Below are 11,786 nucleotides of genomic sequence, written 5' to 3' on the forward strand. Positions count from 1 at the left end.
GGGTCCCGGCCCGGTCGTGTCCGCGTCCGCTCAGTCGCCGAGCACGTCCAGGAGCCGGTCCACGTCCGCGGCGGTGTTGTACAGGTGGAACGCGGCCCGCAGGTTGCCCGCCCGGTTGGAGACCTCGATGCCGGCGCGGCTCAGTTCCGGCTGCCGGCCGCCGAGTCCGGGCACCGAGACGATCGCCGAACCGGGTGCGGGCAGGGGCGCGTGGCCGAGGGCGGCGAGTCCGGCCCGGAACCGGTCGGCGAGGGCCACGTCGTGGGCGTGCACGGCGGCCACCCCGAGTTCCTCGATCAGGTCGAGGGAGCGGCGCAGGCCCGCGAAGGTGAACAGGGCGTGGGTGAGGTCGAACCGGCGGGCGGAGTGGGCGAGTTCGGTGACCGGGCCGTAGCAGCTGTCCCACGGCTGCTCGCCCGCGACCCAGCCGGCGAGCAGCGGGGTCAGCCCACCGAAGTCCTCGGGGACCACGAGGAAGGCGGTGCCGTGCGGGCCGAGCAGCCACTTGAAGGAGACCGCGGCCGAGAAGTCGTAGCCGTCGGCGTCCATCGGGAGCCAGCCGGCGGACTGGGAGAAGTCGACGTAGGTACGCGCTCCGTGCTCGCGGGCGGCCTCCCGCATGGCCGGCAGGTCGGCGACGCGTCCGTCGGCGGACTGGGCGGCGCTGACCGCGACCAGCGCGGTGCCGGGCCGGACGGACTCGGCGATCCGCTCCAGCGGCACGGCGCGGACCTTGAGGTCGCCGCGGACGTGGAACGGGTTCAGTACGGAGGTGAAGTCGTCCTCGGCGGTGAGGACTTCGGCGCCGGCGGGCAGCGAGGCGGCGATCACGCCGGAGTGCGCGGCGACCGACGCGCCCACCGCAACCCGGGTCGCGGGAACGCCGGCGAGCCGGGCGTACGCGGCCCGGCTGGCCTCCACGTCCTCGTACAGCGAGGTCAGCGGACGGCCCTCGGCCCGCAGCAGCGCCGCCTCGTGCAGGGCGGCGACGGTGCGGGCCGGCAGCAGGCCGTTGCTGGCGGTGTTCAGATAGGTGCTCTTCGGGGTGAACTCGGCGCGGACGAGGCTCTCGAACGTCTCCGTGGTCTCCATGGCTCCACTCTGCGGCCCACGGAACCCCCCGTCCATTGCGGATTTTTACGCAGAACCGCTAAGCCCTGCTTATACGACCGCCCTGACCTGGGGTTTCTCAGTGCTGCGGGACCGCGCACCCGTCCGGCCCGCAGGCCTCGGCGCCACCCTCGTCGATGAGCTGCAGCGGGGAACGCGCGCCCCAGGCCTGGCCGAGCGCCTGGGTGAACACCTCGGCGGGCTGGGCGCCGGAGACCCCGTACTTCCGGTCGAGGACGAAGAAGGGCACCCCGTTCGCGCCGAGCTCGGCGGCCTCGCGCTCGTCGGCGCGGACGTCGTCGGCGTAGCGGGCCGGGTCGGCGAGCACCCCGCGCACCGCCTCCGCGTCCAGCCCGGACTCCACGGCCAGCTCGACGAGCCGCTCGGCGCCCTCGGTGAACAGGGACCGCTCCTCGGCGAAGTTCGCCCGGTACAGGAGCTGGATCAGCTCGTCCTGCCGGCCCTGCTCCTTGGCGAAGTGCAGCAGCCGGTGCATGTCGAAGGTGTTGCCGTGGTCCCGGCCGCGGGTCTGGTAGTCGAGGCCCTCGGCGGTGGCCTGGGCGCCCAGGTTGTCCTCGCCGGCCTGGGCCTGCGCCTCGCTCATGCCGTACTTCTTGGTGAGCATGGCGAGCACGGGCTGGACGTCGTCCTTGGCGCGGCCGGGGTCCAGCTCGAAGGAGCGGTGCACGACCTCGACCTCGTCGCGGTGCGGGAAGGCGGCGAGCGCCTTCTCGAAGCGGGCCTTGCCCACGTAGCACCACGGGCAGGCGATGTCGCTCCAGATCTCGACGCGCATGTCTTCGGCTCTCCAGGTAGTAAGACGTCTCTCAACTGCCTGAACCTTCAATCAGCCCGCTTCATTCCCCGCGCACCGTGTACCGCAGATACCGGTGGTGGTCACCGTCGACGGGCGGGTGCTCCGGGTCCGGCACCCAGCCCTGGCGGGCGTAGAAGGCCTGGGCCCGCCGGTTGTCGGTGTGCACGTCGAGCACGGCCGTCCGCCTGCCGTCGGCCCGCCACTGCTCCAGGCAGGCGGCGTGCAGGGCGGTGCCGACCCCGGCCCGCCAGTGGTCGGGGTCGACGTGGAACTGGAACAGCTTGACCGTTTCCGCAGGCGCGCCCTCCGGCGCACGGAAGGAGGCGACCGCGGTGATCACGCCCGCTTCCACCACGCACAGCACCTGCCCGTCGGGCCGCTCGACGGCTCCCCGCCAGGCCGCCGTCCAGTCGACGCCGTCGTCCGGGAGGCCGTCCGGGTAGTACGTCGACCGGGCCCGGTGGTGCAGCGCGGCGATCTTCTCGGCCTCGGCGGGCAGGGCCGTACGGATCACCCGCAGCCCCTTCAGACGGTCACTGATCATGCAACGGAGGACGCGGCCACGCCCGCACCGGTTCCGCGGTCGCTCGCCGCTCAGCTTCCGTCGCGGAGGTCGGCCGGCCAGTCGGGCCTGAACTCGATGTGGTCGTACGTCACCACGCACCCCTCCCCTATCGGCGACTGGGTCATGAAGCCGACCAGGGCGCCCTCCGTCTCCTTCTCCCCGCCCAGCGTGAACAGCCGCACGAAGACCCACCTCTTGCCGTCGCGGGAGGCGTGGAAGGCGAGCGCCCGCCCGGTCCGGCTGATCCGCAGCCAGACCGAACTCCCTTCCACCGTGAAGGCGTTGGAGTCGTCGGAGTGCCCCCGGGTGACCACCGTGCAGACGGTGGGGACGTCCGGGGAGTTCTCCAGACAGAGCTTGGCCCAGGCCCGGTCGCCGACGTGGACGTACAGCACACCGGCGTCGAAGGCGGCACCGAACCCGACGGTGACCCGGGCGATCAGCTGGAAGTCCCCCTCGGGCGCCCCGAGCAGCCGGGGTGCGTCCGAGGCGGGATCCAGGGCCTCCCCGGTCGGCGACACGAACCGATCCTGCCGGGCCCCGGCCCACCCGGTGAGCACACCGTCCTCATAGAACCAGTGCCCGTCGGGCCCGTAGGTACGGAGGGGAAAGGGAAGTTCGGGAAGTTCCACGTCCATGGTCAGATTGTGTCAGCAGAACTTTTCGCCTTACGCCCGGCCAGGCGCGCCCCGAAGGGGCGCGGGGAACTGCGCGAGCAACCACAACGAACCGGCACCCGGCGACGCACCCGCACCCCCGCGCCGCTACCGCTCCAGCACCCCGTTGAACCGCCGAGGAAGCCCCAGCGGATTGTCATCCCGCAACTCCTCCGGCAGCAAAGCCTCCGGCACCCCCTGATAAGCCACCGGCCGCAACCACCGCTCGATGGCCGTACCGCCCACCGACGTGGACGTGGAAGTGGTCGCCGGGTAGGGCCCACCGTGATGCTGGGCCGGCGCCACGGCCACCCCCGTCGGCCACCCGTTCACCAGCACCCGGCCGGCCAGCGGCGTGAGCTCCGCGAGGATCTCCGCCCCGAGCCCCTCCCCCGCGGCCTCCTCGGCAGAGACGTGCACCGTCGCCGTGAGATTCCCCGGCAGCCGCGACAGCACCGCCGTCGCCTCACCCCGGTCCGCGTAACGAACCACCACGGTCACCGGCCCGAAGCACTCCTCCAGGAGCAGGTCGTACGCCCCCTCCTCGGCCAGCCGGCTCGCCGGCACCGTGAGGAACCCCGCGCTGACGGTGTGCTCGCCGCCCGCGCCCGGGGTCACCGGGCTCTCCACGTCGGGGAGTCCGGCGCGCTCGGCGACCCCGGCGACGAAGTTGTCCCGCATCCGGTGGTCGAGCAGCACGCCCGCGTCGGTGTCGCTGACCGCGTCCGTGAGGGACTTGACCAGGCCGTCACCGGCGGTGTCGGCCGGCACCAGCACCAGGCCCGGCTTCACACAGAACTGGCCGACGCCCAGCGTCATCGACCCGGCGAGCCCGGTGCCGATCTCCCCGCCGCGCTCGGCGGCCGCGGCCTCCGTGACCAGGACGGGGTTGAGGGAGCCCAGCTCGCCGTGGAACGGGATCGGCACCGGACGCGCGGCGGCCGCGTCGAACAGCGCACGCCCGCCCCGCACCGAACCGGTGAAGCCGGCCGCGGCGACCAGCGGGTGCCTGATCAGCTCGATGCCGGCCTCGAAGCCGTGCACCAGACCGACCACCTCGGCGGGGATGCCGTGCTCGGCCGCGGCCCGGCGCAGCACCTTGGCGACCAGCTCGGACAGGCCCGGGTGGTCGGGGTGGGCCTTGACGACGACCGGGTTGCCCGCGGCCAGCGCGCTCGCGGTGTCGCCGCCGGCGACCGAGAAGGCGAAGGGGAAGTTGGAGGCGGAGTAGACGGCGACGACGCCCAGCGGGACCTTGTAGCGGCGCAGGTCGGGGACGGGCGGGGTGGCGGTGGCGTCGGGGTGGTTGACGATGACGTCGAGGAAGGCGCCCTCGTCGACGATGTCGGCGAAGGCCCGCAGCTGGTAGGTGGTGCGGGCGAGTTCCCCGGTGAGCCGGACCGGACCGAGCGCGGTCTCGGCGTCGGCGGCCTCCACGAGGTGGCCCTTGGCCGCGTCGAGTCCGGCGGCGGCGGACCGCAGGAAGGCGGCGCGGACCGTGCGGTCGGCCAGGGAGCCGCGTGCGGCGTGCGCCGCGGTGACGGTGGTGTCCACCTCCTCGGCTGTGGCTTCCACCGCAACCTGTTCACGCTGCTTCCCGGTGCGCGGGTCGACACTCCAGACTGGTGCTGCTGCCACCGCGGGTCCCTCCATGAGTTGCGTTCTGCCGCAGAGCCGGGTCACTCACCAGGGATGTTCGATATACTGAACGCTGTCTCTGATGATGAATATGCTGTTGGAGACTATAACCTCGGTTTCTCGTCCAACGAAGGGGTCAAGGGCGATGTCGGCAGGCGAGACAGGCGGCGGGGCACAGGTCAAGTCCGCGGTACGGACCGTGGAGTTGCTCGAGTACTTCGCCGGCCGGCCCGGTATGCACTCCCTCGCGGCGGTCCAGGAGGCCGTGGGCTATCCCAAGTCCAGCCTCTACATGCTGCTGCGCACCCTGGTGGAGCTGGGCTGGGTGGAGACGGACGCGACCGGTACCCGGTACGGCATCGGGGTCCGGGCCCTGCTGGTCGGCACGTCGTACATCGACGGCGACGAGGTGGTCGCGGCGGCCCGCCCGACCCTGGACCGGCTCTCCGACGACACCACGGAGACCATCCACCTGGCGCGCCTCGACGGCACGAACGTGGTCTACCTGGCCACCCGCCAGTCCCAGCACTATCTGCGCCCCTTCACCCGGGTCGGCCGCCGGCTGCCCGCGCACTCGACCTCCCTCGGCAAGGCGCTGCTCGCCACCCACACCGACGAGCAGGTCCGGAAACTGCTCCCGGAGACCCTCCCGGCGCTCACCGAGCACACCCTCACGGACCGCGAGAAGCTCATCGAGGAGCTCCACCAGATCCGTGAACAGGGCTTCGCGATCGACCGCGAGGAGAACACGCTCGGGCTGCGCTGCTTCGGGGTGGCGATCCCCTACCGCACCCCGGCCCGCGACGCGATCAGCTGCTCGGTCCCGGTGGCCCGGCTCACCCCCGCCCACGAACAGATGATCAAGGACGCCCTGTTCGACGCCCGGGACCGCCTGACCCTGGCCACGCGCCGGCTCTAGCCCGGTTCCGCATGAACGGGCGATGAGAATTCCGCCCCCGAGGGAACGGACGACCCGTCTTCGCTCGTCTGTCTGAGCGGAATGAACAAGACGATCAGGCGGGCGTCCGTCTTCGCGCTGCTGCTCGTGCTCGCTCTGCTGCTCAGGGCGACATGGGTGCAGTTCTACGACGGCCAGACCCTCGCGGACGACACGGACAACCGGCGCAACGCGATCGAGACGTACTCGCGGCCGCTCGGGAACATCATCGTGGCCGGTGACTCGGTCACCGGCTCGGCACGGACCCTGAGCAGCAGTGACCTCAAGTACAAGCGCACGTACAGGGACGGCAAGCTGTACGCGGCCGTCACGGGCTACGCCTCGCAGGCCTATGCCCCGACCCAGCTGGAGGGCATCTACCAGGACCTGCTGAACGGCACCGACACACGGCTGAAGACGGTCATGGACACGGTCACCGACCAGCGCGCCGACCCCGGCAACGTGATCACGACGATCGACCCGGCCGTCCAGAAGGCGGGGTACCGGGCGCTCGGCGACAAGAAGGGCGCGGCGGTCGCGATCGACCCGAAGACCGGCAAGATCCTCGCGGTCGAGTCCACCCCGTCGTACGACCCCTCCTCGCTCACCGACGCCAACACGGCCGGTACGGCCTGGAAGAAGCTGAACGCCGACGCGGACAAGCCGCTCACCAACCGGGCACTGCGCCAGCCGCTGCCGCCGGGTTCGACGTTCAAGCTGGTGGTCGCGGCGGCGGCGCTGGAGGACGGTCTATACGCGAACGTCAACGTCAAGACCGACAGCCCGAACCCGTACACCCTGCCGGGCACGACGACTCCGCTGAAGAACGAGAGCAGCACGGCCCCCTGCGAGGACGCCTCGATCCGCACGGCGCTGCGCTACTCCTGCAACAACGTCTTCGGCAAGATGGCCGTCGACCTCGGCCAGGACAAGGTGCGGGCGATGGCAGAGAAGTTCGGCTTCAACAACGCCGAGCAGGACATCCCGGTGCGGGCCTGGGCCAGCGTCTACCCGTCGGACATGGACAAGGCGCAGACCGGCCTCTCCGGCATCGGCCAGTTCGACGTCACGGCGACCCCGCTCCAGATGGCCATGGTCTCCGCCGCGATCGCCAACGGCGGCAAGCTGGTCTCGCCGCACATGGTCTCGCAGATCACCGACAGCGGTGGTGACGTGCTGAAGAACTACGACGACGACACCGGCACCGAGCAGATCGTCAGCTCCGGCACGGCCGAGCAGTTGCAGTCCGCGATGCAGACGGTCGTCGAACAGGGCACCGGTACGAACGCGCTGATCGACGGCGTGACGGTGGGCGGCAAGACGGGCACCGCCCAGCACGGCGAGAACAACTCCAAGACCCCGTACGCCTGGTTCACCTCGTACGGCAAGTCCGACAGCACCGGCAAGGAGGTCGCGGTGGCGGTCCTGGTCGAACAGTCGGACGCGGCGAGGTCGGAGGTCAGCGGCAACGGGCTGGCGGCGCCGGTGGCCAAGGCGATGATGCAGGCGGCGTTGAAGTAGACCCACCCGAACTCTGAAGCGCCCCGAGCTGAAGCGCCCCTGAGGGGCGCGGGGAACTGCGCGATCAGCCACGAATAACCCGCAGCCGAAAGCGCAACCTCCGCGCCCCACCCCCTACTTCACGCCCAGCACCTGCTCCACCGGATCGATCGCGAAGTACACCAGGAACAGCGCCGACACCACCCACAGCAGCCAGTTGACCTCCTTCGCCTTCCCCAGCACCGCCTTGATCACCACGTACGCCAGGAACCCCGCCCCGATCCCGTCGGTGATCGAGTAGGTGAACGGCATCGCGGCGATCGTCAGGAACGCCGGGATGGCGATCTCGTACTTGTCCCAGTCGATGTGCTTGACGTGGGTCATCATCAGGAAGCCCACGGCGATCAGCGCCGGCGCCGCCGCCTGGAGCGGCACGATCGTCAGCAGCGGCGTCAGGAAGAGCGCGAGGCCGAACAGCCCGCCGGTGATCAGGTTGGCGAAGCCGGTGCGCGCCCCCTCGCCCACCCCCGCCGCCGACTCGATGTACGCCGTGTTGGAGGAGGCCGAGCCCACACCGCCGGCCACCGCCGCCGCGCCGTCGATGAACAGCACCCGTCCGATGCCGGGCACCTGCCCCTTCTCGTCCAGCAGCCCGGCCTCCGCGCTGATGCCCACGATCGTGCCCATGGCGTCGAAGAAGTCGGACAGGATCAGCGTGAAGACCAGGAGGACGGCGGTGAGGACGCCGGCCTCGGCGAAGCCGCCGAACAGGCTGAAGTGGCCGAAGAGTCCGAAGTCGGGGGCGTCGACGATCTTGTCGGGGACCTTCGGCGTGGTCAGGCCCCAGCTCTTGATGTCGGCGACCGAGTCGATGACGATCGCCACGACGGTCATGGTGACGATGCTGATCAGGATCGCGCCCTTCACCTTGCGCGCGACCAGCGCGATGGTCAGGAGCACGCCAAGACAGAAGACCAGTACGGGCCAGCCGGTGAGCCGGCCGACGGCGCCCAGCTGCACCGGCACCGTGGTGTTCGCGGCGTCCGGGATCCGGCTGACGAACCCGGCGTCGACGAAGCCGATGAAGGCGATGAACAGACCGATGCCGACCCCGATCGCCTGCTTCATCGCCTGTGGGATCGCGTTCATGATCGCTTCGCGCAGGCCGGTCACCACCAGCACACAGATCAAAATGCCTTCGAGTACGACCAGGCCCATCGCGTCGGACCAGCTCATCAGCGGCGCCAACTGGAAGGCCACGACGGCGTTGAGGCCGAGCCCGGCCGCGATGGCCAGCGGCAGGTTGCCGCCGACGCCCATGATGACCGTCATCACACAGGCCACCAGCGCGGTGGCGGTGACCAGTTGGCCGGTGTCAAGGGTGTGGCCGAACTTGTCCTTGGCGCTGCCGAGGATGATGGGGTTCAGGACGAGGATGTAGGCCATGGTGAAGAACGTGGCGAAGCCGCCGCGTATCTCCCGGCCGAAGGTGGACCCTCGTTCGGAGATCTTGAAGAACCGGTCGACGGTGTTGCCGGCAGGTGGCGGGGCGCTCTGCCGCTCGTCCACCTTCTGCGACTCGGACATGGTCGTACTCCTCGTTGCCTGAGCGATCGTGTGCGGATGCTGGCTGGATTGTTCCCGCGTTGAACCGGTTTCAGGTTTTCTCCGTGTTACGGAATCAGGCCTGATGGACTCCGGTGGACCGGACCGCCACCGAACCCCCGTACCGCACACACAAAAAGATCACTGCTACGCTCCGGATCTCGCCGGAACGTTCCTCCGGACGTTCGCATGTCGATTTACCTGTCATTTGCATGACACAGGTACGCACGACGCAGACACCCTGACAGAAGAGGTCACCCGTGGGCACAGTCGTCGACGACGCCGCCTCCGCGGAGTTCCATGCCTTCTTCGAACGCCACTACGCCGAACTCTCCCGCCTCGCCCACATGTTGACCGGCGAGGCCGACGCCGCCGACGACCTGGCCGCCGACGCGCTGCTGGCGCTCTGGCACCGCTGGGACCGGGTGCGCGCGGCCGACCACCCGGTGGCCTACGCCCGGGGTGTCGTCGCCAACCTGGCCCGCACCCGCATCCGCAGCGCCGTGCGCGAGCGGCGACGTATCGCCCTGTTCTGGCCGCACCGCGAGGAGAAGACCGAGAACCCGGACATCGCCGGCGTGGTCGACGTCCAGGGGGCGCTGCGCCGCCTGCCGTTCCGCAAACGGGCGTGTGTGGTACTTCGGCACGCGTTCGACCTGTCGGAGAAGGACACCGCGCTCGCCCTCGGGATCTCGGTGGGTACCGTTAAGAGCCAGACCTCGAAGGGCATGGCCGAGCTGCAGAGACTGCTCGGCGACTCCCAGGGTGTGCCGCAGCGGGTGCACGCGGCGATGGCGCCGCGCGCCGGTGAGAGCGGAGGAAGGAACCGATGAGGCAGCAGGACGTGCACGACGAGCTGCGCGCCCGGCTGCACGAGGCGGCCGAGGAGCACGAGCCCGACCGCGCCCGCATCCTGGCCCGGGTCGAGCGGGGCGTGGCCCCGCAGGCCCGCCCCGGCCATCGCGCCACCCTGCCGCCCGTGTGGGGCTGGGTCCGGGTGGTCGGCGCCACTGCGGCGGTCGCCGCGGTCCTCGGCGTCGGCGGCTACGCGGTCGCCTCGGCCGTGCAGGACACGCCCACCGAGAAGACGGTCGCGGTGTCGCCGACGCCCTCCGCGTCCCCGGACCCCACCTCCCGGCCGCCGTCCCGCCCGGTGGTCCCGCCGCCGCCCCCCAGCACACCCCCGAAGTCCTCCTCCCCGGCGGCGGGTTCGACGCCCTCCGCGACCGCGAAGGCCTCCGCCACCCCGACGGCACCGGCCGCCGGGGGCGAGACGGACGGGCCGCTGTGGTCGGACGGCTCGGTGGACCCGCACAGCAACGACTTCTGGGCGCAGTCCGACGTCACCCTGAAGACCTCCGCACAACTGACCGCGCTCACCGTGCGGTTGAAGGTGGCACAGACCGGCGGGGTGTCCTCGGCCGGAGCCTGGCGCTCGCTGCCGGAGACCGACTTCACGCAGTCGGTGACCGAGCGGGACGGCTTCCTGGTCTACACCTGGACGCTCAAGCCGGACCGCAAGGTCGCGGTCGGCGAGTGGGTGTTCGCGGGCCAGTACAACCACAAGCAGGGCGGCCGCGACGCCAAGAAGGACAGCTATACGATCACCGGCAGCGCGGGCGACAGGCAGTACGCGGTGACGGGCGACTTCGCGACGCACACGACAGCCGACGGCGACTCATAAAGGAATGGCGGCTCTCCGCGCCCCTTAGGGGCGCGGGGAACTGCGCGATCAACCACGGCGAAACCCGCGGCCTCAGTTCATGGTCGCCCCGACGGCGGTGGAGCCCGTAGTCAGGAACGTGGTCGCCGGCAGCGAGCCGTCGGAGCCACGCGCCCCGTACGCCGTCGTCGCGTCGGTCGACTTGAAAGCCGGCGTGCTCACCCCGCCGTCCCAGCTGTTCGCCGCGGACACGGCCCGGGACCCCAGCTTGTCCGCCCCGCCCCCGTTGCCCACCGCCAGGTTCCGCGCCAGCCGGGCCTTGCCGGTCTCGAAGAAGAACCCGGCCTGGGCATTGGCGTAGGCCGTGTCGCGGTTCAGCACGATCGCGCCCGTGTTGGAGTTCTCGGTGAACCCGTTCAGGGTGTTGTCCCAGGCCGCGTTGTCGTTGACGACGTGCGCGACGGCGACGCCCCCGCCGCCCAGCTTGAACCCGTTGCCGTTGCCCTCGAAGGCGGAGTCGTTCCAGCGGTTCTTGCCGTTGCCGAAGGCCCAGCTGTGCTCGATGGTGACCGGGGAGGAGAACTGCCAGAGGTCCAGCCCGTCGTCCGAGTTGTCGTAGAGGCGGCCGCCGGTCACCTTGTTGCCCGTGCCCGAGCCGAACTTGATGGCGATCCCGTCGGCGTTCTGGCCGTGCCCGGCCTTGTCGTAGTTGCCGTAACTGTCCAGGTTCTGCACGAGGTTGTTCACGGTGCCGTCGCCGCGCAGGGTGAACCCGGAGTCGCCGTTGTCCGCGGTGACCAGGTTCTTGAAGACGCCGCCCGTGGACGAGGTGACGACGAAGCCCTGGGCCGGGGAGTTCTGGAAGGTGAGGTCCTGGACGGTCCAGTAGCTGCCGTAGATCCCGGCGAGCCAGGAACCGGCGGGCAGCCTGGAGCCGTCGATCTTCACCTTCTCGCCGCTGTAGGCCTTGAGCGTGATGCGGTTCGCACCGGTACCGCCGGCCGTCGACTTGAGGGTGGCGGTCGGGTAGTAGGTGCCCGCGCGGACCTGGATGACGGTGCCGGCGGTGGCGTTCGCGACGGCCGACTCCAGCTGTGCGGTGGTGGAGACGGTGACCGTGCTGGTGGCGGCCTGGGCACCGCCGTTCGACAGGCCGAGGTAGACGCCGCCCGCGCCCGCCGCGACGGCCACCGCCGCGGCGATCGAGAGGGTACGGGTCCTGCGGTGGCGTCCGGTGCTGAAGCGCACTGGCCGTTCCTTTCCTTGACGTCGCCGATGACGACGTGCTGACGAGG

The 11,786-nt window shown here is 70.6% G+C and carries 11 protein-coding genes; 4 read left to right on the plus strand and 7 right to left on the minus strand.

Annotated features, from left to right (window positions below):
* Nucleotides 1–30 precede the first annotated feature (30 nt).
* The 5 genes from ACWGJB_RS11345 to ACWGJB_RS11365 all read right to left on the minus strand — a co-directional run bounded on the left by ACWGJB_RS11345 (nt 31) and on the right by ACWGJB_RS11365 (nt 4,786).
* Complete coding sequence (locus ACWGJB_RS11345; protein WP_453379955.1) at nt 31–1,092, minus strand: aminotransferase class V-fold PLP-dependent enzyme; 1,062 nt, start codon at nt 1,090–1,092, stop codon at nt 31–33.
* Nucleotides 1,093–1,189: 97 nt separating this feature from the next.
* Entirely contained in the window at nt 1,190–1,906 is a 717-nt protein-coding gene (locus ACWGJB_RS11350; RefSeq protein ID WP_453379956.1) for a DsbA family oxidoreductase, read from the minus strand.
* Between the two features lie 61 nt (nt 1,907–1,967).
* Entirely contained in the window at nt 1,968–2,471 is a 504-nt protein-coding gene (locus tag ACWGJB_RS11355; protein ID WP_453379957.1) for an N-acetyltransferase family protein, read from the minus strand.
* A gap of 50 nt (nt 2,472–2,521) precedes the next feature.
* Nucleotides 2,522–3,130 (minus strand): DUF1349 domain-containing protein, encoded by a 609-nt coding sequence (locus tag ACWGJB_RS11360; protein WP_453379958.1) that lies wholly within the window; start codon nt 3,128–3,130, stop codon nt 2,522–2,524.
* Nucleotides 3,131–3,256: 126 nt separating this feature from the next.
* Nucleotides 3,257–4,786: an aldehyde dehydrogenase (NADP(+)) gene (locus tag ACWGJB_RS11365; protein ID WP_453379959.1), complete on the minus strand. Its 1,530-nt coding sequence runs from the start codon at nt 4,784–4,786 to the stop codon at nt 3,257–3,259.
* 145 nt (nt 4,787–4,931) lie between these two features.
* Here ACWGJB_RS11365 and ACWGJB_RS11370 point away from each other — a divergent pair, with 145 nt between their 5' ends.
* Together ACWGJB_RS11370 and ACWGJB_RS11375 are read left to right on the plus strand one after the other, a co-directional pair.
* Nucleotides 4,932–5,705, plus strand: coding sequence for an IclR family transcriptional regulator (locus tag ACWGJB_RS11370; protein WP_351694752.1), 774 nt, complete (start codon nt 4,932–4,934; stop codon nt 5,703–5,705).
* An 81-nt stretch (nt 5,706–5,786) separates the two neighbouring features.
* On the plus strand, nt 5,787–7,244 hold the full coding sequence (locus tag ACWGJB_RS11375; protein ID WP_453379960.1) for a peptidoglycan D,D-transpeptidase FtsI family protein: 1,458 nt from the start codon (nt 5,787–5,789) through the stop codon (nt 7,242–7,244).
* A 114-nt stretch (nt 7,245–7,358) separates the two neighbouring features.
* Here the strand turns inward: ACWGJB_RS11375 and ACWGJB_RS11380 are convergent, their stop codons facing one another.
* Entirely contained in the window at nt 7,359–8,810 is a 1,452-nt protein-coding gene (locus ACWGJB_RS11380; RefSeq protein ID WP_453379961.1) for an NCS2 family permease, read from the minus strand.
* A 278-nt stretch (nt 8,811–9,088) separates the two neighbouring features.
* Between ACWGJB_RS11380 and ACWGJB_RS11385 the strand changes: the two genes are divergently transcribed.
* Together ACWGJB_RS11385 and ACWGJB_RS11390 are read left to right on the plus strand one after the other, a co-directional pair.
* Complete coding sequence (locus ACWGJB_RS11385) at nt 9,089–9,661, plus strand: SigE family RNA polymerase sigma factor (protein ID WP_453379962.1); 573 nt, start codon at nt 9,089–9,091, stop codon at nt 9,659–9,661.
* The gene (locus tag ACWGJB_RS11390; protein WP_453379963.1) at nt 9,658–10,512 is read left to right on the plus strand and encodes a hypothetical protein; all 855 of its coding nucleotides are present in this window, start codon (nt 9,658–9,660) and stop codon (nt 10,510–10,512) included. Before ACWGJB_RS11385 ends, ACWGJB_RS11390 begins: the two co-directional genes overlap by 4 nt.
* Before the next feature lie 72 nt (nt 10,513–10,584).
* Here the strand turns inward: ACWGJB_RS11390 and ACWGJB_RS11395 are convergent, their stop codons facing one another.
* The gene (locus ACWGJB_RS11395; protein WP_453379964.1) at nt 10,585–11,739 is read right to left on the minus strand and encodes a right-handed parallel beta-helix repeat-containing protein; all 1,155 of its coding nucleotides are present in this window, start codon (nt 11,737–11,739) and stop codon (nt 10,585–10,587) included.
* Nucleotides 11,740–11,786 lie beyond the last annotated feature (47 nt).

This window comes from Streptomyces sp. NPDC054813 (assembly GCF_053611365.1).

Excerpts from the sequence above, each read along its gene's own strand:
- ACWGJB_RS11345 (WP_453379955.1), bottom strand. The coding sequence starts at position 1,092 with ATGGAGACCACGGAGACGTTCGAGAGCCTCGTCCGCGCCGAGTTCACC.
- ACWGJB_RS11350 (WP_453379956.1), bottom strand. The coding sequence starts at position 1,906 with ATGCGCGTCGAGATCTGGAGCGACATCGCCTGCCCGTGGTGCTACGTG.
- ACWGJB_RS11355 (WP_453379957.1), bottom strand. The coding sequence starts at position 2,471 with ATGATCAGTGACCGTCTGAAGGGGCTGCGGGTGATCCGTACGGCCCTG.
- ACWGJB_RS11360 (WP_453379958.1), bottom strand. The coding sequence starts at position 3,130 with ATGGACGTGGAACTTCCCGAACTTCCCTTTCCCCTCCGTACCTACGGG.
- ACWGJB_RS11370 (WP_351694752.1), top strand. The coding sequence starts at position 4,932 with ATGTCGGCAGGCGAGACAGGCGGCGGGGCACAGGTCAAGTCCGCGGTA.
- ACWGJB_RS11375 (WP_453379960.1), top strand. The coding sequence starts at position 5,787 with ATGAACAAGACGATCAGGCGGGCGTCCGTCTTCGCGCTGCTGCTCGTG.
- ACWGJB_RS11380 (WP_453379961.1), bottom strand. The coding sequence starts at position 8,810 with ATGTCCGAGTCGCAGAAGGTGGACGAGCGGCAGAGCGCCCCGCCACCT.
- ACWGJB_RS11390 (WP_453379963.1), top strand. The coding sequence starts at position 9,658 with ATGAGGCAGCAGGACGTGCACGACGAGCTGCGCGCCCGGCTGCACGAG.